At 64.2% G+C, this 25240-nt stretch carries 20 protein-coding genes and 1 pseudogene; 8 read left to right on the forward strand and 13 right to left on the reverse strand.

The genetic code is table 11. The annotated features are described in order from the left end of the window. Nucleotides 1-10: 10 nt before the first annotated feature. From IVA74_RS31645 to IVA74_RS31675, 8 genes are all read right to left on the reverse strand, one after another. Nucleotides 11-1597, reverse strand: a complete 1587-nt coding sequence (locus IVA74_RS31645; protein ID WP_247350819.1) for an AMP-binding protein — start codon at nt 1595-1597, stop codon at nt 11-13. Nucleotides 1598-1630: 33 nt separating this feature from the next. Continuing rightward, on the reverse strand, nt 1631-2266 hold the full coding sequence (gene upp / locus IVA74_RS31650) for a uracil phosphoribosyltransferase (protein WP_247350823.1): 636 nt from the start codon (nt 2264-2266) through the stop codon (nt 1631-1633). A 168-nt stretch (nt 2267-2434) separates the two neighbouring features. Further along, complete coding sequence (locus tag IVA74_RS41025) at nt 2435-2563, reverse strand: hypothetical protein (protein ID WP_256467627.1); 129 nt, start codon at nt 2561-2563, stop codon at nt 2435-2437. Nucleotides 2564-2653: 90 nt separating this feature from the next. Beyond that, nucleotides 2654-3055: a hypothetical protein gene (locus tag IVA74_RS31655; protein ID WP_247350825.1), complete on the reverse strand. Its 402-nt coding sequence runs from the start codon at nt 3053-3055 to the stop codon at nt 2654-2656. Nucleotides 3056-3073: 18 nt separating this feature from the next. Continuing rightward, a complete protein-coding gene (locus tag IVA74_RS31660) occupies nt 3074-3265 on the reverse strand; it encodes a hypothetical protein (RefSeq protein WP_247350829.1) in 192 nt (63 codons plus the stop codon). Between the two features lie 128 nt (nt 3266-3393). After that, a complete protein-coding gene (gene dapA, locus IVA74_RS31665; protein WP_247350830.1) occupies nt 3394-4311 on the reverse strand; it encodes a 4-hydroxy-tetrahydrodipicolinate synthase in 918 nt (305 codons plus the stop codon). A 24-nt stretch (nt 4312-4335) separates the two neighbouring features. Then, nucleotides 4336-4590 carry a hypothetical protein gene (locus tag IVA74_RS31670; RefSeq protein WP_247350831.1) on the reverse strand — a complete coding sequence of 85 codons (255 nt, stop codon included), beginning with the start codon at nt 4588-4590 and terminating at the stop codon, nt 4336-4338. A gap of 155 nt (nt 4591-4745) precedes the next feature. Next, nucleotides 4746-5213 carry a hypothetical protein gene (locus IVA74_RS31675; protein ID WP_247350832.1) on the reverse strand — a complete coding sequence of 156 codons (468 nt, stop codon included), beginning with the start codon at nt 5211-5213 and terminating at the stop codon, nt 4746-4748. Nucleotides 5214-5836: 623 nt separating this feature from the next. On the opposite strand from IVA74_RS31675, the gene IVA74_RS31680 reads away from it, so the two are divergent. The 6 genes from IVA74_RS31680 (at nt 5837) to IVA74_RS31705 (ending at nt 14038) form a co-directional block, all read left to right on the forward strand. Further along, nucleotides 5837-5926, forward strand: a complete 90-nt coding sequence (locus tag IVA74_RS31680; protein ID WP_008133410.1) for a K(+)-transporting ATPase subunit F — start codon at nt 5837-5839, stop codon at nt 5924-5926. A gap of 112 nt (nt 5927-6038) precedes the next feature. Then, nucleotides 6039-7742 carry a potassium-transporting ATPase subunit KdpA gene (gene kdpA, locus IVA74_RS31685; protein WP_247350833.1) on the forward strand — a complete coding sequence of 568 codons (1704 nt, stop codon included), beginning with the start codon at nt 6039-6041 and terminating at the stop codon, nt 7740-7742. A gap of 17 nt (nt 7743-7759) precedes the next feature. Beyond that, nucleotides 7760-9874 carry a potassium-transporting ATPase subunit KdpB gene (kdpB, locus tag IVA74_RS31690; RefSeq protein ID WP_247350834.1) on the forward strand — a complete coding sequence of 705 codons (2115 nt, stop codon included), beginning with the start codon at nt 7760-7762 and terminating at the stop codon, nt 9872-9874. A 108-nt stretch (nt 9875-9982) separates the two neighbouring features. Beyond that, on the forward strand, nt 9983-10588 hold the full coding sequence (locus IVA74_RS31695) for a K(+)-transporting ATPase subunit C (RefSeq protein WP_247350835.1): 606 nt from the start codon (nt 9983-9985) through the stop codon (nt 10586-10588). 40 nt (nt 10589-10628) lie between these two features. Further along, nucleotides 10629-13352: a sensor histidine kinase KdpD gene (locus tag IVA74_RS31700; RefSeq protein ID WP_247350836.1), complete on the forward strand. Its 2724-nt coding sequence runs from the start codon at nt 10629-10631 to the stop codon at nt 13350-13352. Then, complete coding sequence (locus tag IVA74_RS31705) at nt 13349-14038, forward strand: response regulator transcription factor (RefSeq protein ID WP_247350837.1); 690 nt, start codon at nt 13349-13351, stop codon at nt 14036-14038. Before IVA74_RS31700 ends, IVA74_RS31705 begins: the two co-directional genes overlap by 4 nt. Nucleotides 14039-14180: 142 nt before the next feature. Here IVA74_RS31705 and IVA74_RS31710 read toward each other — a convergent pair whose 3' ends face one another. Further along, nucleotides 14181-15065: a Ku protein gene (locus IVA74_RS31710; protein WP_247350839.1), complete on the reverse strand. Its 885-nt coding sequence runs from the start codon at nt 15063-15065 to the stop codon at nt 14181-14183. A gap of 118 nt (nt 15066-15183) precedes the next feature. Here IVA74_RS31710 and ligD point away from each other — a divergent pair, with 118 nt between their 5' ends. After that, nucleotides 15184-17856: a DNA ligase D gene (gene ligD, locus IVA74_RS31715; protein WP_247350841.1), complete on the forward strand. Its 2673-nt coding sequence runs from the start codon at nt 15184-15186 to the stop codon at nt 17854-17856. 96 nt (nt 17857-17952) lie between these two features. Here ligD and IVA74_RS31720 read toward each other — a convergent pair whose 3' ends face one another. Then, complete coding sequence (locus tag IVA74_RS31720) at nt 17953-18117, reverse strand: DUF3309 family protein (protein WP_007595743.1); 165 nt, start codon at nt 18115-18117, stop codon at nt 17953-17955. Nucleotides 18118-18300: 183 nt separating this feature from the next. Between IVA74_RS31720 and IVA74_RS31725 the strand changes: the two are divergent. Continuing rightward, nucleotides 18301-18606, forward strand: a pseudogene (locus IVA74_RS31725) (polyhydroxyalkanoic acid system family protein); the annotation flags it as partial. A gap of 16 nt (nt 18607-18622) precedes the next feature. Here IVA74_RS31725 and treY read toward each other — a convergent pair. Genes treY through glgX form a run of 3 tightly spaced genes read right to left on the reverse strand, consistent with a single transcriptional unit; the run spans nt 18623 to nt 25240 of the window. Beyond that, nucleotides 18623-21409 (reverse strand): malto-oligosyltrehalose synthase, encoded by a 2787-nt coding sequence (gene treY / locus IVA74_RS31730; protein ID WP_247350844.1) that lies wholly within the window; start codon nt 21407-21409, stop codon nt 18623-18625. A 1-nt stretch (nt 21410) separates the two neighbouring features. Next, complete coding sequence (gene treZ / locus IVA74_RS31735) at nt 21411-23165, reverse strand: malto-oligosyltrehalose trehalohydrolase (protein WP_247350845.1); 1755 nt, start codon at nt 23163-23165, stop codon at nt 21411-21413. Beyond that, on the reverse strand, nt 23162-25240 hold the full coding sequence (glgX, locus tag IVA74_RS31740) for a glycogen debranching protein GlgX (RefSeq protein ID WP_247350847.1): 2079 nt from the start codon (nt 25238-25240) through the stop codon (nt 23162-23164). Before glgX ends, treZ begins: the two co-directional genes overlap by 4 nt.

The following is a 25240-nucleotide window of genomic DNA, read 5'->3' on the forward strand; positions in this document are numbered from 1 at the left end:
CCCGTAGACGCTATTCGGCAGCGATCCGATCCATCGCCATGGCCCGAAGCCGGGCGCGCTGGATCTTGATGCCGTTCGCGCTGTCGGTGACGGGGAAGGCCTCCACGACATAGATCCGCGCCGGGACCTTGTAGCCGGCGAGCCGCTCGCGCAGGCGCGTGATCAACGCTTCCTGCCGCGGCGGCTCGTGGTGAGGTTCTTGAGCTGGGATCACGAAGGCAACGCAGCGCGCCTGTCCCTTCAGATCGACCGCGACGACCTGGGCGTCGGCAACGCCGGGGCACGATTTGAGCTCGTCCTCGATCTCGCCGGGCGCGACAAGGAAGCCGCCGAGCCGCATGGCGTCGCCCGCGCGGGTTTCGTAGACGAAGGAGCCGTCGCCGCGCAGCCGGCCGATATCGCCGGTGCGGAAGAAGCCGTCCGCGGTGATGGCGTCGCGTGTCGCCTCGGGATTGTTGTAGTAACCGAGGAAGCGCGACGGCGCGCTGATCTCGATCTCGCCGGAGACACCTTGAGCCGCGAGCTCGCCGGTCTCGGTGTCGCGCACGCGCACCCTCGTGTCGGGTGATATCGGCCAGCCGCCGCCCTCGATGCGATTAGCAAAGCCATCACTGGAGCGTGCGATCGAGAACAGCGCCTGCACCTCGCTCGAGCCGTAGAGGCCGAACAGGGGCATGCCGCGGGCCTCGGCGTCCGCGGCGAGCTCGCGCCAGCCGGGCTGGAACGCGGCGAAGCCGCAGACCTCGAGATGCGGAAACGGACGCGGTGCATCGGTGAGGGCGAGGATGCGGCGGAACATCTCGTCCGAGCCGAATGCGTGCGTGATCCTGCACTCGCCGAGAATCCTCAGCGCCGGCGCCGCCTCGAAGGCGTCGAGCACGTGGACGGTCGCGCCCGCTGCGACGAAGCCGAGCAGGCTCGTCATGCCAAAGGTGCCGCAGAACGGCAGCATGGCCAGCAGCGAATGGCGCCGCGGTGAGAGCTTTAGCGCCTTGGCAACTGAGACGGCGTGGCTCGCCAGCGTCCGCTGCGAATGCGCGACGAGTTTTGGTCCTTTGGTCGTGCCTGACGTCGTGTAGAGCAAAACCGGCAGATCGAAATCATCCTGAGCCGGCGGGGCAGACGGATAGGATCTGTCGAAGGCATCGAAGCGCACGCACGGCCAGTGTGCGGGAATCGCATCCGCGCCGACAACCGCGAGCTCTCGTAGCGCAGGCACCTCGCCCCTGACGACGTCGGCGAGAATAGCGGCAAAGTTGATCGAGCGGAATTCGGCTTCGACCACCATCAGCCTGGCGCCGGACAGCTTCAGGAGATGGGCGACCTCGGCGCTGCGGTAGCGCGTATTGACGGCGGCGACGACCGCGCCAAGGCGTGCGGCGGCGAACAGCAGCGCGATCCATTCGATCCGGTTGACCAGCCAGACCGCGACGACGTCGCCCTTGCCGATACCGTGCGCGGCAAGCCAGGCGGCGGTCTGCTCGATCTTTTCTGAGAACTCCGCGCGCGAGACTGGCGTGCCGTCGAATACGAAGGCCGGATCGGCGGCGGCCTCGGTCCGGATCAGGGATTGCAGCGAAAAATCATTGGCGTTCATGGCAACCGGACTAACCCGATCGCGCAAAGCTGTCTACTTGGTGCCGAACATCCGGTCGCCGGCGTCGCCCAGGCCCGGCACAATGTAGCCGTGGTCGTTGAGCCGCTCGTCGATTGCGGCGGTCCAGACCGGCACGTCGGGATGCTCGCTCCGGAACTGCGCGATGCCTTCGGGCGCAGCCAGAAGACAGACGAAGCGGATATCGCGGGCGCCGCGCGCCTTGAGCAGGGAGGCGCCGGCGCAGGCCGAGTTGCCGGTCGCCAGCATCGGATCCATCAGGATCACGGTGCGGTCCGACAGATCCTGCGGCGCCTTGAAGTAATATTCCACGGCCTGCAACGTCTCGGGGTCGCGGTAGAGCCCGATATGGGCGATGCGCGCCGAGGGCATCAGCGCCAGCATGCCGTCGAGGAAGCCGACGCCCGCGCGCAGAATCGGCGCCAGCGTGAGCTTCTTTCCGGCGATCTTGGGCGCCTGCATCGGCGCGATCGGCGTCTCGATCGCGACCAGCTCCAGCGGCAGGTCGCGCGTCACCTCGTAGCCGAGCAGCATCCCGATCTCGTTCAGGATCTCGCGAAAGCTCTTGGTCGAGCGGTCCTTCTCCCGCATCAGGGAGAGCTTGTGCTGGACCAGGGGATGGGCGACGACATTGACGTTGCTGATGCTCATGAAATCGCTCTACACGGTTCCGTGAAATTGCGCCAGATCGGACGAGCGTTTTTGGCGGGATACGCAGCCTCAAGCAAGGATCGCCACCGCCGTTCGCGCCCGGTTGCTTGCCTCGCAGGCAACCATAGTCAATTCCCGCTCGATTGCCGTACGCGTGGCGACGAGAGGCTAGATCCCAAGCCCCCGCGCCACGAGCGTGATCACGATCGTCAGGATCGCGCCCCAGACCAGGCTCAGCGTCATGGTCAGGATCGTCGTGGCGACCACCTGCTCGAGATTTCCCTTGAGGAGCTGCATGCTAGCCGTCCGAAGTCGGGGCTGCGGTGAGACGCATGCCGAGGAGCAGCAGTCCTATCAGGGCGATCAGCATGATGATCTTGAGCTCGATCATGTCTGTCGCCTTGCGGCGACGAGCGCCGCGAGCCGCTTGGCCCCCTCCAGCAATCGTGCGGCGAGCACGATCAGCGGATTGCCGCGGTTCTCGATGTCGAGCTCAAAAATCCCGGTGGGAAACACCAGCGCGCACCTGGCCAGCTTGCTCTGCCGGTTGGCGAAATCGACCGCCGAACTCTTTAACAGGAACAGGCCGCCGATGCGCCCGTTCGCTTCCCGGACAACCCAGAGGCCGGCCGCGTTGCGCCCGATGAAGAACGCGGGAATGGAGGCGCTGACGACATCGGGATCGAGCGGCTTGAGCAACACTGGAGTCTGCCGGGCCTCGGGCGCGCGACGGGCAGCTTGAAGCGCGATTGCCGCCATCGCGGCCTCCTCACACATCTGCAAGGTCATGATGGTCTGCCATTCTGGTCAGGCGTGCAGGTGCCAGACATGGATCGCTGTCTTCAACGCGATGAGCGCGGTGAGCACGCTGCCCATCGAGAGCACGCCCAGCGCGCGTAGTGCCAGGCGCTTGAGCTGGGCCTTGCGCGCCATCGAGATCCGTACCGGGCGTTCGACCTTCCCAAAGTGCCGGTCAAAGCCATGTGTCAGCATCGACATGTTGGAAGTCCTTATGCGTGGTGCGGCGATATGGCCGCTCCGATCCTGGCTCGTATGATGGATGTCGAAGCATAGGAATGCGAGACGACTGTCCGTGCAGCGATATAGGAACGTCATAAGTGCCGTGCCTACGCTCCGACGCTGTCGTTCAGCTCCTCGTCGGCGATCGCGGCGATTGCTCGGGCGACCTCCGCTCGCGCAACGTCGTTCAGCGGCACGATCGGCAGCCTAGTATCCGGCCGCATCAGATCGAAGATGCTCAAGGCGCATTTCAGCGCCGCCGGGCTCTCCCGAGAGAGACAGGCGATAAGCGGGATGAGGCGCTTGTGCAGGTAGCGCGCCGATTGCAGGCGGCCCTGCCTCGCCTGTAAGAAGAGCGTCCGGCAGAGATCCGGGGCGACATTGGCAATCTCCGAAATCGCGCCATCGCCGCCGCTCGCGATGAAGCTGAAGGCGGTGGTATCGTCGCCGGACAGCAGGCGAAAGCTGGCCGGCAGGAGCCGACCCAAGCGCATCGGGCGACTGATATCGCCGCTGCCGTCGCGTAAGCCGGCGAATTGCCGGGATTCCGCGAGACGCACGATGGTCTCGTCCGCCAGCGGACGCAGCGTGCGCGAGGGAACATCGTGCAGGATCATCGGCAAACCGGTCGAACCGGCAATGGCGCGAAAATGCGCGAGCATCCCCTCCTGCATCGGCTTGTTATAGGCGGGCACGACCGACATGATGGCATCGGCACCCGCAGCCTCCGCGCGCCGCGCGAGTTCGATGGCGTGGCCGGTCGCATTCGACATCGCGCCGGCGATAATTCGCGCGCGACCGCGGACGACGTCGACAGCAGTGCGAATGACGAGCTCCTGCTCGGCGGGCGAGAGCGTTGGCGCCTCGCCGACCGTCTCGCAGATCACTAGAGCGGCGACGCCAACCGCAACCTGGCGCTCGCAGAGCGCGGCGAACGCCTCGAGATCGATGGCGTCAGCCGCGTCGAACGGGGTCGGTACGTCCGGAATGAAGCCGGTGAACCAAGCTGAGGGAGGGATGAACATGGCTTTTCGCTCGAAGGCGCCGGCTCAGGCAACGTGCCGCGAGATACTGCTGTTGCCGCTCTTGCCCATGTCGAGTTCGATCTCGCGTGGCAGCTCGACGATGGTCTCGGGATGCTGTCCGTTTTCGAATAGCGCATATTTGATGGCCTGCGCGCGGCTGACGAACAGGCCGCCATAGAGGCCGTTCTGCTCCTGCGCGATCCAATGGCCGCGACTGTTCCTGCCAATGAAGACGATGGTGGAAGGCGCGCTGCACGAGGGAGGTTCGATGAGTTTCACTTCGATATTCCTTCTGATCGCTACAGGTGGCGGCAGCATTGACCGCGCCTGCAGACTCAATATCTTTCCTTGCGAATATGATTTCGAGGGAGCCCACGCGACGATCTCATAAGAAGGTCAGAAAGGCGTGAGCCCGCCGAACCCGTCAGGCCGCTCTAGCCGAAATTGTCACAGACGACAGGTTCGTAAAGCGGATCCAGCGGCGCACGAACAGAAGGAACGCTGGGCCGTGACATCTCCGCGGCCAATGCCTGGGCCTCGACGAAGGCCGACAGCAGGGCCAACGAAAGATCCGCGTGGCGCGCTTCGACCGCGGCGTCCAGCCAGTCCGGCAGCTCGCGCTCGCGCGAGAGCGCGCAGTGCCACTCGCCCTCGTCATAGGCGATGCGGCGGACCTGCCACGTCGGCAGCTCGAGCTCCATCAGTGCCAGTGCGGCATCGGCCCAGGCTTCCGCGTCGAGCAGTCGCATGACGCGCGCGGTGCGGCCGTTTTGTCCAAGCGAGGGGAAGTGCCGACAGGCGTGGTCGATGATCTCGAGCATCAACGGTCGCGTCATTGCGTGCGCATCGCGCAGGCGTTCGCTGAACGAAGATGGATCGTAATGTCGGAGTGCGGCGGTCATGTTCAGGCCTCCTGGAATTGGTGTCGGTCAGTCGGCCGGCATGCCCAAGATGGCTGGAAGCACGTTTGAAAACGAGATGAGGAGCGGGCGAGAGATATAAGCATTTCATAAGTGTGCGTATGCCTCCGGGTAAGAGGCAAAAGACAGCGCTCATTCTCGACTGTCATCTCCACCGAAGGTGAAGGCTTATAGAAACCAGCATTTTGAAAAGACCTTCCCCACAGTCTGCCTTAAGGATCGGTAGCGATGGTGACAGTGGATCGCGTCGCTGCGCCACCTGCCCGGAAAGACCGCCTGGAATGCGTTGTCAGTGTCGCATGGCCGCTGGCGAAGACGTGCCGGCCTTTATGAGATTCCTATAACTTCGCCATAGGCTTCATCTCGAAAATCTATGTACGCGGTGGCACTTCAGCACGGTGAAAGTCCCGGCCGGGCGCAGACACCCGTTGCATTCGCGCGGAGCAAGCAGCCTGCCGGCATCCAGAGATTGGTTACGCCGGATATCGTCTAGCAATAAGGAGTATCGCCATGATGGACATTCTGATGCTGGGGCTGGGCTTCGCCTTCTTCGCCCTCGCGATCGGTTACACCTACGCCTGCGAACGGCTGTGAGGGAGCGGACCATGATTTTCGATTATGCGCTCGCCGGCACCGTCTCGTTTGGTCTCCTGATCTACCTCACTTACGCGCTGCTTCGGCCTGAACGGTTCTGACCGTACTGCTTCTCCTCGAATTGCTACTGGCGGACGCCGTGCTCGTCGCCTGCCTGCTCTCGGTGCTCCTGCCGCTTATGCGCCGGGCACCAAGCCTGAAGGGTTGATTTCCATGACTATGATCGGTTGGCTCCAGATCATTCTCTTCTGCGTCATTATCGTCGCGCTCGCAAAGCCGCTCGGCTGGTACATGACGCGCGTGTTCAATGGCGAGCGGACGTTCCTGTCGCCGGTGCTGCGCCCCATCGAGGCCGGCATCTACTGGTTCTCCGGCGTTGACGAGAAGCGCGAGCAGCATTGGCTGACTTACACGGTCGCCATATTGCTGTTCCACGTCGGCGGATTCCTCATCATCTACGGCGTGATGCGGCTTCAGGCCGTGCTGCCGTTCAATCCGGCGGGACAGGGGGCGGTGGCCGAGGATCTGTCCTTCAACACCGCAATCTCGTTCATCACCAACACCAACTGGCAGAACTACGGCGGCGAAAGCACGCTGTCCTATCTCGTACAGATGCTCGGCCTGACGCACCAGAACTTCCTGTCGGCGGCAACCGGCATCGCGCTGGCGGTGGCTTTGATCCGCGGCTTCTCACGCGCCTCGGCGCGCACTGTCGGCAATTTCTGGGTCGACGTTACCCGCACGACACTCTACGTATTGCTGCCAATCTGTGTCGTCTACACGCTGTTCCTGGTGTGGCAGGGCATGCCGCAGACGCTCGGCGATTATGTCGAGGCGACCACGCTCGAAGGCGCCAAGCAGACCATCGCGGTCGGGCCGGTCGCCTCGCAGGTCGCGATCAAGATGCTGGGCACCAATGGCGGCGGCTTCTTCAACGCCAATGCCGCGCATCCCTTCGAGAATCCGACCGCGCTGTCGAACTTCATCCAGATGCTGTCGATTTTCGCGCTCGGCGCTGCGCTCACCAACGTGTTCGGTCGCATGGTCGGCAACCAGCGCCAGGGCTGGGCGATTCTCTCCGTGATGGGCGTGCTGTTCCTCGCCGGTGTCGCCGTCACCTATTGGGCCGAAGCCAACGGTACCTCGACGCTGCATGCGCTCGGCCTGACCGGGGGCAACATGGAGGGCAAGGAGGTGCGCTTCGGCATCGTCGCGTCCTCGCTGTTCGCCGTGATCACGACGGCGGCGTCCTGCGGGGCGGTCAACGCGATGCATGACAGCTTCACCGCGCTCGGCGGCATGATTCCGTTGATCAACATGCAGCTCGGCGAGATCATCGTCGGCGGCGTCGGCGCTGGCCTTTACGGCATGCTGCTGTTTGTGGTGCTCGCGATCTTCGTGGCGGGCCTGATGGTCGGCCGCACGCCGGAATATGTCGGCAAGAAGATCGAGGCGCGTGAGGTCAAGATGGCGATGCTCGCGATCCTGGTGCTGCCGCTGATGTATCTCGGCTGGACCGCGGTCGGCGTGGTCTATCCGGCGGCGGTCGCCTCGATGGCGAATGCCGGACCGCACGGCTTCACCGAAGTGCTCTACGCCTTCACCTCGGCGACCGGCAACAACGGCTCGGCCTTCGCGGGCCTCACCGGCAACACGTTATTCTACAACCTTACGCTGGCAAGCGCGATGTTCGTCGGCCGCTTCTTCATGATCGTCCCTGCGATGGCGATTGCGGGCTCGCTGGCCGCCAAGAAATCGATCGCGCCGTCGGCGGGCACATTCCCGACCACGGGCGGACTGTTTGTCGGGCTTGTCGTCGGCGTGATCCTGATCATCGGCGGCCTGACTTTTTTCCCGGCGCTCGCGCTCGGCCCGATCGTCGAGCATCTGGCGATGAACGCCGGTAACCTGTTCTGATTGTTGGAGCGACCTCCATGGATACGATGAAACTGCATAAGCGCGCGTCAATGTCGGCGATGCTCGACCCGAACATCGTGGTGCCCGCGATTAGCGCCTCTTTCACCAAGCTCGATCCGCGGCTGATGGTGAAGAACCCGGTGATGTTCGTGGTCGAGATCGTGGCCGCGCTCACCACCGTGATCTTTCTGCGCGATGTCCTTACGGGAGGTGCGGGCCTGGGCTTTACCTTCCAGATCATCCTTTGGCTCTGGTTCACGGTGCTGTTCGCCAATTTCGCCGAAGCGGTTGCCGAAGGCCGCGGCAAGGCACAGGCCGAATCGCTGCGCAAGACACGCACCGAGAGCCAGGCCAAGCTCCTGAGTGGTGCCGGCCGGGCCTTCAATCTCGTGCCGGGCACGAGCCTCAAGGTCGATGACATCGTGCTGGTCGAGGCCGGCGATACCATTCCCTCCGATGGCGAGGTGATCGAGGGCGTCGCCTCCGTCAACGAGGCCGCGATCACCGGCGAATCCGCGCCTGTCATCCGCGAATCCGGCGGCGACCGGTCGGCGGTGACCGGCGGCACGCAGGTGCTGTCCGACTGGATCCGCGTGCGGATCACGGCAGCTCAAGGTTCGACCTTCATCGACCGCATGATCAAGCTGGTCGAGGGCGCCGAGCGGCAGAAGACGCCAAACGAGATCGCGCTCAACATCCTGCTGGCCGGCCTCACCATCATCTTCGTGTTCGCCACCGTCACCATTCCGAGCTATGCGGCCTATGCCGGCGGCTCGATCTCGGTGATTGTGCTGGTCGCGCTGTTCGTGACCCTGATCCCGACCACGATCGGTGCGCTGTTGTCGGCAATCGGCATCGCCGGGATGGATCGCCTGGTCCGCTTCAACGTGCTGGCGATGTCCGGCCGCGCGGTCGAGGCGGCCGGCGATGTCGACACGCTGTTGCTGGACAAGACCGGCACCATCACGCTCGGCAACCGCCAAGCGACCTCCTTCCGCCCGGTGCGCGGCGTGACCGAGCAGGAGCTCGCGGACGCGGCCCAGCTCGCATCGCTCGCCGACGAGACCCCGGAAGGCCGTTCGATCGTCGTGCTGGCCAAGGAAAAACACGGCATCCGCGGCCGCGACATGGCCGAGCTGGGCGCCACCTTCATCCCGTTTACGGCGCAGACCCGCATGAGCGGCGTGGATGCCGGCGGCTCATCAGTGCGCAAGGGCGCGGTCGATGCCATGCTCAACTATGTCGGTGGCGGCGCGGCGCTGGCGGTTGCTTCAGGCAACACGGTCCGCGCCATCCAGCCTGCGGTGCTTTCGGATATCGGCCGGGAGGTGCAGACGATTGCGGACGAGATCTCCAAGGCTGGTGGTACGCCGCTGGCGGTTGCCAGGGACGGCAAGCTGCTCGGCGTCATCCAGCTCAAGGACATCGTCAAGGGTGGCATCCGCGAGCGCTTTGCCGAGCTGCGCCGCATGGGCATTCGCACCGTCATGGTCACCGGCGACAATCCGATGACGGCCGCGGCAATCGCGGCGGAAGCCGGCGTCGATGATTTCCTGGCGCAGGCAACCCCCGAGGACAAGCTCAAGCTGATCCGCGACGAGCAGGCCAAGGGCAAGCTGGTGGCCATGTGCGGCGATGGCACCAACGACGCGCCGGCCCTCGCGCAGGCCGACGTCGGTGTCGCCATGAACACCGGCACCCAGGCCGCGCGAGAGGCCGGCAACATGGTCGACCTCGATTCCAACCCGACCAAGCTGATCGAGGTGGTCGAGATCGGCAAGCAGTTGCTGATGACACGAGGCGCGCTGACGACATTCTCGATCGCCAACGACGTCGCCAAGTATTTCGCGATCATCCCGGCGATGTTTTTGGCGTTCTACCCGCAGCTCAACGTGCTCAACGTCATGAACCTGTCGAGCCCGCAGAGCGCCATCCTGTCGGCAATCATCTTCAACGCGTTGATCATTGTTGCGCTGATCCCGTTGGCGTTGAAGGGCGCTGCCTACCGTGCGGTCGGTGCCGGCGCGCTGCTACGGCGCAACCTGTTGATCTACGGGCTCGGCGGCATCGTCATTCCCTTCATCGGCATCAAGGCGATCGACCTCGTCGTCACCGCCTTGCATTTGGCATAACCCCGTCATTGCGAGGAGCGAAGCGACGAAGCAATCCAGACTGCCTCTGCGGAAAGACTCTGGATTGCTTCGCTTCGCTCGCAATGACGGAAGAAATAGGAGAAACACATGCTCAGAGAAATACGCCCCGCCATCGTCCTCCTGCTGGTGCTCACCGTCATCACGGGTCTGGCCTATCCGCTCGCAATGACGCCTATTGCCGGCGCGCTCTTCCCCGCACGGGCGCAGGGCAGCCTGATCGAGAAGGACGGCAAGGTCGTTGGCTCCGCCCTGATCGGGCAGGAGTTCAAGGACGACAAGTACTTCCACGGCCGTCCCTCGGCGACGTTGGCGCCAGACCCGAATGATTCGACCAAGACGGTGCCGGCACCCTACAACGCGGCCAATTCGGGCGGATCCAATCTCGGTCCGACCAGCAAGGCGTTGGCGGACCGGCTGAAGGAAGACGTGGACAAGCTCAGGGGCGAGAATTCCAACGCCGCGGTGCCGGTGGACCTGGTGACCACTTCGGCCAGCGGTCTCGACCCGGACATCTCGCCGGAGGCGGCACAATTCCAGGTACCGCGCGTCGCCAAGGCCCGAAATATGCCGGAGGACACGTTGAAGCAGCTGGTGGCCTCCGCGACCCAAGGTCGTTTGCTCGGCCTGCTTGGCGAACCCCGCGTTAACGTATTGGCGCTGAACCTCGCGCTCGATCGCGTGGCCGCGAAGTAGCCGTCTAGGCTCGTGGCATCAGGGTGATTATACTGGCACCATGGTCCGAGAGCGCCGCGATCCCGAACAACGTCCGTCGCCCGAGGCGCTGCTGGAAGCAGCGCGCAGGGAGGAGAGTGCGAGCGGCAAGCTGAAGATCTTCGTCGGCGCCGCTCCCGGCGTCGGAAAGACCTATGAGATGCTGCAAAGCGCACATGCCAGGCGCAAGGCTGGCATCGATGTCGTGGTCGGCTTCGTCGAGACCCATGGCCGCGCCGAGACCGAGGCGCTGGTGCGCGGACTGGAGGTGATCCCGCGCAAGAAGCTCGACTATCGCGGCCAGATGGTCGAGGAGATGGACCTCGATGCCGTGATCGAGCGCCGGCCGAAAATCGCGCTGGTCGACGAGCTCGCCCACACCAACGGTCCCCTTTGCCGCCATCCCAAGCGCTATCTCGACGTCGAGGAGCTGCTGTCACACGGCATCGACGTCTATACCGCCGTCAACATCCAGCACATCGAGAGCCTGAACGACGTCGTTGCCCAGATCACCCATGTGCGGGTGCGCGAGACAGTGCCGGATTCCATATTCGACCGCGCCGACGCGATCGAGCTGATCGACCTCACGCCCGACGATTTGATCCAGCGCCTGAAGGAAGGCAAGGTCTATGTTCCCAAGCAGGCGGAGCGGGCGCTGGAGCATTATTTCTCGCCGGGCAACCTCACCGCGCTGCGCGAGCTCGCTTTGCGGCGCACGGCCGAACGGGTCGACGAGCAACTTCTCAGTCACATGCAGGCGAATGCGATCTCGGGCCCCTGGGCCGCCAGCGAGCGCATCCTCGTCTGCGTCAGCGAAGATCCGCGCGCGGCTGGCCTCGTGCGTTACACCAAACGGCTCGCCGACCGGCTGCACGCGCCGTTCACCGCGGTTTCGATCGAGACGCGGCGGTCCCTGCAATTGTCGGATGAGCAGCGCGATCGGCTGGCCGACACGCTCCGGCTCGCGGAATCGCTCGGTGGCGAGGCGCTGACGATTCCAGGCGTCGGCCGCCGCCTCGCGGACGACGTCGTCAACTTCGCGCAGGGCAACAACGTCACCCAGATCGTGATCGGCAAGTCGACGCGCTCGCGCTGGTTCGAGATGACGCGCGGCTCCGTCGTGCATGATCTGGTGCGCCGGTCCGGCAATATCAGCGTTCACGTTATTCCCGGCGACGAGCTCACGAGCGAGCCGGCGCCGAAGACGGCGGTGCAGACGGCAGCGCGATCAGACCCGTTCGATGCCCGGCCCTATCTGAAGGCGCTCGGGATCACCGCGCTTGGTCTTGCTGCCGCCGTCGCCATCAAGCCGTATGTCGGTATCGAAAACGTTGACCTGATGTTCCTCAGCGCCGTGGTGACCGTTGCCGTGCGCCACGGATTGTGGCCGTCGTTGCTTGCGAGTGTCGCGGCGTCGCTTTCCTACAATTTCTTCTTTCTGCCGCCGGTCTATACCTTCACGATCACCGATCCGACCAATGTCGCGGCGTTCTTCTTCTTCATGCTGATTGCGTTCGTGGTGTCGAATGTCGCCGGGCGGGTCCGCACCCAGGCTGACACCGCGATCGGCCGCATCAGGACCACCGAGCAGCTCTACGCTTTCAGCCGCAAGCTCGCCGGCACCGGCACGCTCGACGACGTGCTGTGGGCGACCGCCTACCAGATCGCGCTGATGCTGAAAGTCCGTGTGGTGCTGCTGCTGCCGGAGGAAGGCCTGCTCACGGTGAAATCAGGCTATCCGCCCGAGGACGATCTCGATCAGGCTGACCTTGCCGCCGCCAACTGGGCCTGCAGCAACGACCGCCCCGCAGGCCGCGGCTCGGACACGTTGCCGGGCGCAAAACGGCTGTTCCTGCCGATGCGCACCGGGCGCGGCCCGATCGGCGTCATCGGCATCGACAACGACCGCACCGGCCCGTTGCTGACCCCGGACCAGCGCCGCCTGCTCGATGCGCTGGTCGACCAGGGTGCGCTGGCGATCGAGCGCGTGCTGCTGGTTGAGGACGTCGATCGCGTCAAGCGCACCGTCGAATCCGAGCGGTTGCGTTCTGCATTGTTGACCTCGATCTCGCATGATTTGAAGACGCCGCTCGCATCCGTGCTAGGTGCGGCCTCGACCATGCGCGATCTCGCCAGCGCGCTCTCCGACACCGAGAAGCGCGACCTGCTTGCCACGGTGATCGACGAATCCGAACGGCTCAACCGCTTCATCGCCAACCTGCTCGACATGACCAAGCTTGAATCCGGCGCCATCGTGCCCAACACCGCGTTGCACGATCTCGGCGAGATCGTCGGCAGCGCGCTGCGGCGTGCAGCCAAGATCCTCACCGCCCACAAGGTCGAACTGGTGTTGGCCGCAGACCTTCCCATGCTCCAGCTCGATGCGGTGCTGTTCGAGCAGGTGCTGTTCAACTTGCTCGACAACGCCGCCAAATATTCGCCGCCCGACACGACGGTCTCGATCCGCAGCCGGCGCGGCGGCGATCACGTGATTCTCCAGATTGCCGACGAGGGCGACGGCATTCCGCCCGAGGAGCTCGAGAGCGTGTTCGACAAGTTCTATCGCGCGCAGAAGGGGGATCATGTCCGTCCCGGCACCGGGCTCGGGCTCGCCATCTCCCGCGGCTTCGTCGAGGCGATGCGGGGCACGATCTCGGCCGCGAATCGCAGCGACCGGAACGGTGCGGTACTGACCATCCGTCTGCCGATTCCGGTCCAGACCCAGGCATTGGACACCGCTGCATGAGTGCTGCCCCGATCAAGGTGCTGGTCATCGACGACGAGCCGCCGATCCGCAAATTGCTGCGGATGGGACTCTCGACGCAAGGCTATGAGATCCTGGAGGCGTCGAACGGCAAGATGGCGCTGGAAAAGCTGGTCGAAGAACCCGCGCTGATCATTCTTGATCTCGGCCTTCCCGACATCCAGGGCCATGAGCTGCTGCGCACCATCCGGGCCCGCGATGAAGCTGTGCCGATCGTGGTGCTGTCGAGCCGCGGCGACGAGGCCGGCAAGGTGCAGGCGCTCGATCTCGGCGCCGACGATTACCTGACCAAACCGTTCGGTATGGACGAACTCCTGGCACGTCTGCGCGCCGCGCTGCGGCACCAGCTTCAGGTCCAGGGCGAGCGCCCGGTGTTCCGCACTGCTGACCTCTCCGTCGATCTGGTGCGCCGCATCGTCAAGGTCGGCGAGCGGGACGTCAAACTGTCGCCGAAAGAATACGATCTCCTGCGCGTGCTGGTGCAGCACGCCGGCAAGGTACTAACCCATCGCTTCCTGCTTAGGGAGCTCTGGGACGAATTGACGGATGCGCAATACCTGCGCGTCTATGTCCGCCAGCTCCGCCAGAAGATCGAGGCCGATCCGGAACGGCCGCAATATGTGCTGACGGAGACCGGGATCGGATATCGGCTAAGGGCGGGGGATTGACTTTCTATCCTCTTCCTGAGGAGCGCGGAACGCGCGTCTCGAAGAATGAAGGCCTGACTGCAACAGCGAGGCCTGCATGGTTCGAGACGGCGCTTCGCGCCTCCTCACCATGAGGGGAGAGAGTGAGGCGCGCGGCGAAGAGCTAACCCGCTCTTCTCTGCCGCGACGTCGACCGGTTCGCCTTCTTCGCTGCTCGCGCTCGCCCCGACGCACGGCGCGCGTGGGACTTCGCCGTCTTTTTTTCCCCGCCGCGTCCCTTCAAGCTCTGCTTCAGCGCATCCATCAGGTTGACGACGTTGCTCGGCTTCTCCTCAGGCTCCGGCAGTTCGATTGTCTTGCCGCTGGCCTTGCGCTTCACCAGTGCCTTTAGCGCGTTCTCGTATTCGTCCTTGAACTTGCTGGGGTCGAAATGCGCCGCCTTGGTCTGGAGGATATGGCCGGCGAGCTCCACCATGTCCTTGGTGATCTTCGGGCTCTTGATGTCGTCGAAGAACTGGTCCTCGTCGCGCAGCTCGTACGGGAAGCGCAGCGTGGTGCCGAGCAGGCCCTTGCCAAGCGGCTCGATCGCGATGATATGCTCGCGATTGGTGAGCACGATCTTGGCGAGCGCCACGCGGTCCTGGTCCTTCATGGCATCGCGGATCACGGCAAAGGCGTCGATCGCAGCCTTTCCGTCGGGCGCGACATAATAGGGATGGTTGAGATAGCGCTGGTCGATCTCGTCGCTCGGCACGAAGCTTTCGATGTCGATGGTGTGGTTGCTCTCGATCTGGACCGCTTCAAGCTCCTCCGGCTCGATCTCGACATATTTGCCCTTGCGTAGCTCGTAGCCGCGTCCTTTCTGATCGCTCTCGACGACGTCGCCGGTCTCGGCGTCGATCATCTGCTGCTTCAATCGGTTGCCGGTCTCGCGGTTGATCATGTGAAACCGCGTCTTCTCGGCCGCGGTGGTCGCCGGATAAAGCACAACGGGGCAACTGACCAGCGAGAGCTTCAACGTTCCCTTCCAATAGGCGCGCGGTGCCATTCCGTTCTCCAGCGTCTTCGAGTCATTTTGGAACCCCAACCGTCCCGCCGGGTTTTGGTTCCGGGTGGGTTGCGGGCCGTGATAGGCTTTCACGCCAAAAGAGAATCCGGGATCAGTCGTGCTGCAAAAGCTCTCTAAGTATCGACAGAAACGTGATTTCGAGAAGACACCGGAGCCGTCGGGCAAAACAGCAGTGGTGCGCTCGAAGCAGCGACGCTTCGTGATCCAGAAGCACGATGCGACGCGACTGCACTACGATCTACGGCTCGAGTTCGACGGAGTCTTCAAGTCCTGGGCGGTGACGAAAGGGCCCTCGCTCGACCCGCACGACAAGAGGCTGGCCGTCGAGGTCGAGGACCACCCGCTCGACTATGGTGACTTCGAGGGCACCATTCCGGAGGGCCAGTATGGCGGCGGCACGGTCATGCTGTGGGACCGCGGCACCTGGGAATCCGAGGATCCCGAACGCGGGTTCAAGAAGGGCGACCTCAAGTTCACGTTGCATGGCGAGAAGCTGCACGGCAGCTGGGTGCTGGTGCGCATGCGCAACGACCGCACCGGCGGGAAGCGCACCAATTGGCTCCTGATCAAGCACCGCGACGAACATGTTCGTGAGGGCGCAGACAACGACATTCTCGAGGAGGACAAGTCGGTCGCCTCCGGCCGCGCGATGGATCAGATCGCCGGAGGCAAGGGACGCGCGCCAAAACCGTTCATGCTGGCGAAGGGCGCCAATGCCAAGGCCGACGCGGTCTGGCAGTCCAATCGGGCCGAAGAAGCGAAAGGGCGCACGGTCAAGCCGGCGCCGCGCGCGGCGTTGAAGACCGGCAAGACGGCAAAGAAGAAAGCCACGACCGCGACCGCGAAGAAGGCGGCGGAGATACCGGATTTCGTGGCGCCGCAGCTCTGCACGTCGGTCGAGCGCCCGCCGGGTGGCGATGGCTGGTGTCACGAGATCAAGTTCGACGGCTACCGCGTGCAGCTTCGGGTCGAGGGCGGCGAGGCGACGTTGAAGACGCGCAAGGGCCTCGACTGGACCGGAAAATTCGCAAGTATTGCGAAGGAAGCAAGCGCGCTGCCGGACGTGATGATCGACGGCGAGATCGTCGCGCTCGACCATAATGGTGCGCCGAACTTCTCCTCGCTCCAGGCAGCACTATCGGACGGAAAGACCGAAAATCTCATCTTCTTCGCCTTCGATCTCCTGTTCACCCAGGGACTCGATTATCGCCGCCTGCCGCTCGGTGAACGGAAAGACCTCCTCAAGGAACTGCTGGAAGCACGCAAGAAGAAATCGAGCCAGATTCGTTATGTCGAGCATTTCGAAAGCGGCGGCGATGCGGTGCTGCAATCGGCCTGCAAGCTCGAGCTCGAAGGCGTTGTGTCGAAGAAGCTCGATGCGCCTTACCGTTCGGGGCGGACAGAAAGCTGGACCAAGGCAAAATGCCGCGCCGGCCATGAGGTCGTGATCGGCGGCTGGAAGACCACCAACGGCAAATTCCGCTCGCTGATGGCCGGCGTGCACCGAGGTGATCATCTCGCCTTCGTCGGCATGGTCGGCACCGGCTTCGGCGCCGACAAGGTCAAGCGCATCATGCCGTCGTTGGAGGCCATGGAGGCCAAGCAAAGCCCCTTCGGCGGCAAGAATGCGCCGAAAAAGACGGGCGAGGTGCACTGGCTGAAGCCGGAGCTCGTGGCCGAAATTGAGTTCGCCGGCTTCACCGCCGACGGCAATATCCGCCAGGCCGCCTTCAAGGGTCTGCGGCAGGACAAGCCGGCGGAGGAGGTCGAGGCCGAAACGCCCGCCGATACCGAGCTTGCCGAGCCTTCCATCAGGTCACGGGGCAGAACCAGGCCTGCCGCCCCGCCGAAGGCAAGCGGCGGTGCCGAGGTGATGGGCGTCGTGCTCTCCAAGCCGGACAAGGAGTTGTGGCCGGACGGCGGCGACGGCGAGGGCGTGACGAAACTCGATCTCGCGCGCTATTTCGAGGCGATCGGTTCCTGGATGATCGAGCATATCAAGGGCCGTCCCTGCTCAATCGTGCGTGCGCCTGATGGCATTGGCGGTGAGAAGTTCTTCCAGCGCCACGCCATGCAGGGCACCTCGAATCTGATCGAACTCGCCAAGGTCTCAGGCGATCGCAAGCCCTATCTGCAGATCGATCGCCTCGAGGGGCTCGCGGCCGTGGCGCAGATCGGTGGCGTCGAGCTGCATCCCTGGAATTGTGCGCCAGGTGCTTATGACACGCCGGGCCGGCTGGTGTTCGATCTCGATCCGGCGCCGGATGTTAATTTTCCCGAGGTCGTCGATGCGGCCAAGGAGATGCGGCAGCGCCTCACCGATGTCGGCATGGAGAGTTTTTGCAAAACCACCGGCGGCAAGGGCCTGCATGTGGTCGTGCCGCTGCTCCACGGCGCACGGGACAAGGTGAGCTGGAAGGAGGCAAAGGCGTTCGCGCAAGGGGTCTGCCAATGGATGGCGGATGACGAGCCCGAGCGCTATCTGCTCAACATGTCGAAGAAGCTGCGCGACGGGAAGATTTTTCTGGACTATCTGCGCAACGATCGGATGTCGACGGCGGTGGCGCCGCTCTCCCCCCGCGCACGAGATGGCGCAACCGTGTCGATGCCCGTCACGTGGGCGCAGGTAAAGAGCGATCTCGATCCGAAGCGATACACGGTGCGGACGGTACCCGGATTGCTGGCGCGATCGAAGGCGTGGGATGGCTACGACGATGCAGCCGCGTCGATCAAGGCGGCGATCAGGAAGCTCGCAGGGAAAGTGAAGTAGGGTGGGGTAGCCGAAGGCGTAACCCACCAACTGCGTTCAGCATTCACGGAAGCAATGGTGGGTTACGCCTTCGGCTAACCCACCATGCAAGAGCGGCTAGATCCGTCCCAGCAATAGCAATATCAGCAGAATGACGATGACGAGTCCGAGGCCGCCGCCGCCATAATAGCCGGTGCCGTAGAACGGACCGCCGCCGATGCCGCTGAAGCCGCCGAGCAGGGCGATAACCAAAATGATCAGAATGATCGTACCGATAGACATGCGAATCTCCTCCAGCCCTTCTTGAAAGGGTCGTTTGCAACCTGTCCCGTTGTGCGAGGGCAACTTGCCGCAGGTTTTAAAGTTCCCCCGATGAAACAGCGGTTGCACGGTCAGCTTGCATGGAACCTTTGACCCACCGGCCGGCATGACTATGTGAGGATCAGTCACTCACAGGGCAGGGCCATGTCAGCACCGCTTGTCGTCTCCATTCCGCACCGTCTCGGCCGCGAGGAGGCGGTGCGCCGGCTCAAGACCGGGCTCGGCCGCGCCGCGGCCAGCATTCCGGTGATGCAGGTCGAGGAGGAGCGCTGGAGCGGCGACAGCATGAATTTTCGCATCCGCGCGCTGGGGCAGATCGCGAGCGGCCAGGTCGACGTCGCCGACGACCACGTCAAGGTGCAGGTGGTGCTGCCCTGGCTGTTGCAGCGCTTTGCCGAGATGGCGCAGGCCACGATCCGCAAGCGCGGCCAGCTGCTGCTGGGCAAAGACGAAAAAAAGCTAGCGTTCAAGCGCGGGCGCGCGGTCGCACCGGCCTCGCCGCACCCGCGGCGCGCGCCGAGATGACGGCAGCGGGAAAATTGCCAAGCGCCTGCGCGAGCAGCAGATCGTTGCCCGCGAGACCCGGCACGTGGTAGCCCGTGACGTCGATGGTGGCGTCGAGCTCATCGAGCGTCGGCCATTCGCGTCCTGCTTGCGTGAAGGGTGCGAACTGGCGCCCGACCACGACGATCGCCGCGGCGCGGCCGTGGCGGCGGGCAAAGGCCACGACATGGTCGGCGTGCGCGCCCCGAACCTGAAGCGGCTGGTAATCGCCTCGCGCGAAGACGTCAGGGAGTTCGTTGCGCAGCTTGAGGAGGTGCCGCGTCCAGGCCAGCTTGAGCTGGCCAACCGGCCAGCTCTTGATCAGATGCTTCGAGTCCGGATTGTCCAGCATGCCCAGCGCCGCGTGCCGCGCGGAAAAATCCACCGGGCGCCGGTTGTCGGGATCGACCAGCGACAGGTCCCAAAATTCGGTACCTTGGTAGAAGTCCGGGACGCCGGGCAAGGTCGCCTTGAGCGTGAGCTGGCTCAGCGCGTTCAGCGCGCCGAGCAGCGCGACGCGGCGCGCCAAGGTTTGCAGCGCCTCCAGGAATTCGCCAGACAGCGCCGGATCGAGGATCTTCGCGATGAAGCTCTTGACGCCGTTCTCATACGCCTCATGCGGGTTGAGCCAGCTCGTCTCCTCCTTGCCCTCGCGCGCGGCCTTGAGCGCATAGGCCTGGATACGCTCGACGAAACCGGCGTCGGCCGGCTCCCGGAGCAACCAGGCGCCGAGCAGGGTCTGGTAGAGCATGTATTCGAATGTCGCCGACGGGGCACGCAGATTGCCGTCGAGCGCAATGTGCGGTGCGTTCAGGACCTTCCAGCGGGCCACCGCGCTGGTCCATTCGCCGGGAATTTCACTCAGGGCCGCGATCCGCGCGCGGGCGTCCTCGCCGCGTTTCGTGTCATGGGTGGCGGTCGCCGTCATTCCTTGCGGCCATTCCCTGGCGCGGGCCTGCATGATCTCGTGGAAAGCGGGAACGGTGAGGCCGCTGCTCGCGGGATCACCGCCGACCTCGTTCATCGCGAGCAGCCGGTGGAATTGATAGAACGCGGTGTCCTCCAGCGACTTCGCCATCATCGGCCCGGTAAACTGCTGCACCTTCAGCGCAAAGCGGCGCACCCGCGGGGCGCTGTGCGGAGGGCGGCCACGCTTGAGCAGGTCCATGGTGAGCGCGTCGCGCAGGAAGTCGAAGATGCCTTCGTCCGCGGCGAACCATTCGGCGCGAGCGCGTGCGATGGTGTCGTCGATCAGCTTGCGATCGTTCGCCGCTGGCGCGCTCGTCGTCAGATAGGTCCGGTACACCGGGAAATGCAGCACATAAAGCTCGAGCGCCTGCCGCAGGCTGTCGGCTGAAAAGTCGCGGGTCGAGTAATGCCCGTTGGCGATGCGCGCAAGCAGGCGGGTCAGAACCGTGAATTCGCTGGTCAGCAGCGTCTCCAGCACGCGCCTTTTGGCGTCCTTGACGTAAGGCGCGAGCCGCGGCGGCCGGTTGCTGATCTGCCGCCAGGTTTCGTCCAAAGCCTCCAGCCCCTTGGCGTCGACCAGAACATGAGTGATGGCGTTCATCCACTCATAGCCGGTGGTGCCCTGGACGCCGGCGAAGTGCGGCAGACGCTCGTGCTCGCACAGGATCTTCTCGATCACCGTATAGAACGGCTTCGTCGTGCCCTGCGCGTCGCGCACCAGCCGGCGCAGCCGCTGACAGTATTGCGCGGGGTCGCGCAGGCCGTCGATGTGATCGAGGCGGATGCCCTGCAGTCTGCCCTCGGCAATGAGTTGCTTCACCAGCCGGTGCGTGGCGGCGAACGTGCCGGGGTCCTCGACGCGCAGGCCGGCGAGCCCGTTGACGTCGAAGAAGCGGCGATAGTTGATGTCGCTGGAGGCAAGCCGCCAGTGCACGAGCTTGTAGTGCTGGCGTTCCAGCAGGTGATGCAGCGCCAGCGTCTGCGCGGGACGGTCCTTGGCGGCGCGATAGGCGCCGAGGCCGCGCGCGACGAGGTCGGCGCTGCCTGCGATCTCCCTAAGCTCCGCCTTGAAGCCGGGCGCTTCCTTGCGGTTGGGGCGGCGCAGTCCCGTGTAGCGCGCGGCAAGCGACAGCAGGCGCTTGCCGGCTTCGCTCTCGGCCGCGTCCGCCTCCTTCACGATCATGCGCAGCATTTCGCCATAGCGCTCCGGCGCGATCGGCAGGCGGTGCTCGAAATACCAGGCCGAGAAGCTGCCTTCGTCGGAATCGTAGCGCAGCTCGATCTCGCCGCGCTCAAGTGCTTCGCCATAGGAGGCGCCGAGGATCGGCAGCAGCACGCCGTCGCGGGCGCGGTAGGGCAGCAGATCCCAGTCGATGTCGAAGGAAACTGCGTGCGGCGAAGTCTGGCCCCATTCCAGCACGTCCAGCCACCAGGGATTGTCGGCAAAGTGGACGCCGACATGGTTCGGCACGAAATCGATGATGAGGCCTAGGTCGTTCTGCGTCAGCGCCTCGCTCAGTCGCGCGAAGCCGGCCTCGCCGCCGAGCTCTGGATTAAGCTGGCTGTGATCGACGGTGTCATAGCCGTGCGTCGAGCCCTTGCGGGCCTTCATCACCGGCGAGGTGTAGAGATGCGTGATCCCCAGCGCCTTTAGATAGGGTACCACCGCGGCGGCCTTGTCGAAGTCGAAATCCGCGGTGAGCTGAAGCCGGTAGGTTGCGAGAGGAATGGCTGGAGGCATCTCAACCTCCGAGACGCCAGACCACCGACCAAGGCGGAAGCTTGTCGCCGGCCGCGCCGCCCCAGATCGGGGTGCCCGCACTGCCGTTGGAGTATGCGATGTCTTTGTCGGACAGATTGGCGACCAGACGCAACGTCGCGCCATCTCCCATGCGCCAATGTGCGGTGAGCAGGCCGCTATCGGCTACGGCGGCATCACCGAAGCGCGCATCTTTCAGTCGTGGCGCGATCTCTTTGTGGCGAAGCGCGAGCAGCTCCCGCACCAGCGCGAGACGTGCGTCCTGTTCCGGCGTGTGGCCGGTCCAGTCAAGCACGGCCGCTTGCAGCGTTGCCGGATCGAGCGGGTCGGGCACCTCGTCGCCGTATTTTTCGTAAGCCCAGGCGTACTCCTGCTTGCGCCCCGCGCGCACGGCATCGGCAAGGCTGCCCTGGAAATCGCAGAAGAACGGGAAGGGCGCGGTGCAGCCCCACTCCTCGCCCTGAAACAGCATCGGCACCATCGGCGCGAGCAAGGTCACCGCGAGTGCGGCTTCGATCTGCCTGGGCGATGCCAGGCTATCGAGTCGCTCGCCCAGCGGCCTGTTGCCGATCTGGTCATGGTTTTGCAGGAAGTTGACGAAGGTCGCCGGCGGCAGCTCGCCGCTTTTTTCGCCGCGCGGCTTCTTGCCCCAGAATTCCGAGATTTCGCCCTGATAGACGAAGCCGGATGCAAGCGCGCGTGCGAGATCGAGCCGCGGCGTTTGATAGTCCGCGTAATAGCCGGCGAGCTCACCGGTCAGCATCACGTGCCAGGCGTGGTGGTAGTCGTCGTTCCACTGTCCGCGATATTTGCCGTTCGGGGGCTCCTGCGCGGCGTCGAGCAGGCTCGCGCGGTTGTCGCCGTTCTCCAGCACGACATGGATGTGCCGCCCCGTTGCCTTGGCAAGCTCGCCTGCGGCGATGCTGAGGTCTTGCAGCATCGATTGCTCACCGGGGGTCGCCATGATGTGATTGGCGGCATCGAGCCTCAGGCCGTCGAAGCGGTAGTCGGTGAGCCATGACAGCGCGTTCTCGACGGCGAAAGCGCGAACCTGCGGCACGCGATAATCGATCGCACTGCCCCATGGCGTGTGCGCATCGGTGAAGAAGGCCGGCGCATAGCGGCCGAGGTAATTCCCCTCGGGACCGAAATGATTGTAGACGACGTCGAGGAACACCATCAGCCCGCGCAGATGTGCTTCGTCGATCAGCGTCTTCAAATCATCGGGGCGGCCATAGGCGCTGTCGGGTGCGTACCACAGCACGCCGTCATAACCCCAGCCGCGGCGGCCGGCGAAATCGGCCAGCGGCATCAGCTCGACCGCGGTGATCCCGGTTGCGACGAGATGATCGAGCTTGTCGATCATGGCACGATAGGTGCCTTCAGCAGTGAAGGTGCCGACATGCGTCTCGATCAGCACAGTCTCCTCCCAGGGGCGGCCGCGCCAATCGCGCGCGCGCCAGGCGAAGGCATCGTGATCGATCACTTCGCTCGGGCCGAACACGTCTTCGGGCTGGAATGCAGACGCCGGATCGGGCACGTCGATCTCGTCGTCGATCCTGAATTTGTAGGTGCTGCCAACGGCCAGGCCGGCAATGTCGGCGACATACCAGCCATCCTGCCGGCGCTGCATCGCGTGTCGTCCGTCGAGCAGGAGATCGACACGGCGCGCGGCGGGCGCCCACAGCCGGAACGACACGCCGTCCTTGGTCAGCCTCGCCCCGAAGGATGGCCTCATAGCGCCCCCGCGAAAGCGAGCACGGAGCGCGGCGGCGCCTTGCTGGCGCTTCCGGGCTGGAAGTCGATCGTGTTCAGCTTGGCCTCGGTCGTGTTCAGGATCTGCTGCCAGCTCTTGTATTCGGTCATTTTTGGCAATTTGAATGCGATCTCTTCGGGGGCGGCGTTCAGTACGATAAAGATCGCAGCGCTGCCCGGTTCCATCGGCCCCATCACATAGGAAAGAAACCGCCCTTCCGGGAATTTCCAGTCGCTTTCCGTCATTTCGTCGCCGGCCGGCGTCAGCCACAGCGCGCCGTAGGAGATGCCGTCTTTAGGGCGGCCGTCGAGCCAGCGATGGCTACGAAGCTGCGAGAACCGGCGGCGGATATCGGCGAGTTCGGCGACGAAATCGACCATGCCGTCGCCGTCCTTGCCGAGATTGTCCCAGCCGACCCAGCCGACCTCGTTGTCCTGGCAATAGGCGTTGTTGTTGCCCGATTGCGAATTGCCGACCTCGTCGCCGGCGAGGATCAGCGGAATGCCCTGCGCCAGCATCAGGCAGGCCAGCACGTTCTTGCGAAGCTGCCGGCGCAAGCTGAGGATTTGGGGATCGTCGGTCGGGCCCTCGACACCGCAATTGTTGCTATGGTTGTCGTTGGAGCCGTCGCGGTTGTCCTCGCCATTGGCCTCGTTGTGCTTCTCATTGTAGCTGAAGAGATCGGCAAGCGTGAAACCGTCATGGACGGTGATGTGGTTGATGCTGGCGCGCGGCCGCCGTCCGTCGTGGTTGAACAAGTCGGAGGACGCCGTCATGCGGCTGGAGATGTCGCCGATCAGGCTGCCTTCGCCGCTCCAGTAGCGGCGCATGGCGCTGCGGTAACGGTCGTTCCACTCCGACCATTGCGAGGGAAATGCGCCGACCTGGTAGCCGCCGAGGCCGAGATCCCAGGGTTCGGCGACGAGCTTGACGCTCGCCAGCACCGGATCCTGCCGGATCGCGGTGAGGAACGAGCTGCCGCGATCATAGCCGTTCGGCCCGCGCGCCAGCGTGGTGGCGAGGTCGAAACGGAAGCCGTCGACGTGGCAGACCTCGACCCAGTAGCGCAGCGAATCCATCACCATCTGCAGCACGCGCGGGTGGGTGAGGTTGACCGACGAGCCGCAGCCGGTGAAGTCGTCGTAATAGCGCGGGTTCTCGCGGTTCAGCCAGTAATAGGAGGCGTTGTCGATGCCGCGATAGCACAGCGTCGGGCCGAGGTGATTGCCCTCGGCAGTGTGGTTGTAGACGACGTCGAGCATCACCTCGATGCCGGCATCGTGCAGGCGTGCGATCGTGGTGCGAAATGAGTCGAGCGCGTTGTCCTGGGCATAGCGCGCCTCGGGCGCGAAAAACGACAGCGTGTTGTAGCCCCAGTAATTGGCTAGCTTCTTCTCCACCAGGACGCGGTCGTCGATGAACGCGTGGATCGGCAGGAGCTCGACCGTGGTGACGCCGAGCTTCTTCAGATGCTCGATCATCGCCGGCGACGACAGCCCGCCATAGGTGCCGCGCAAATTCGGCGGCACGTCGTTGCGCTTCTGCGTCAGGCCCTTGATGTGAGCCTCGTAGATGATGGTATCTTCCCAGGGGATATTGGGCCGGATCTCGCGGCGGCCCCAGTTGAAGGTCTCGTCGACCACGACGCCCTTCGGCATGCCGCGCGCGTTGTCGCGCCGGTCAAAGGAGAGATCTTCACGCGGGCTTCCGGTGCGATAGGCGAAATGCGCGTCACTCCAGACCAGCCGCCCGGAAAGCCGCTTGGCATAGGGGTCGAGCAGCAGCTTGTTGGCGTTGAAGCGATGCCCCTGCTCGGGCTCGTAGGGGCCATGCACGCGGTAGCCGTAGAGCTGGCCGGGCGAAACGTCGTTGAGATAGCCGTGCCAGACGTCCTCGGTGCGCTCCGGCAGCTCGATGCGCTCGAGTTCGCGGCGGCCTTGCGTGTCGAACAGGCACAGCTCGACCTTCTGCGCGTTGGCGGAGAACAGCGCGAAATTGGTGCCGCGTCCGTCCCAGCTTGCGCCGAGGCGTGCGGGCGATCCAGCAGTCAGGCGCAT

Source organism: Bradyrhizobium sp. 132 (assembly GCF_023074185.1).
In the GTDB taxonomy this organism is placed as follows: Bacteria; Pseudomonadota; Alphaproteobacteria; order Rhizobiales; family Xanthobacteraceae; genus Bradyrhizobium.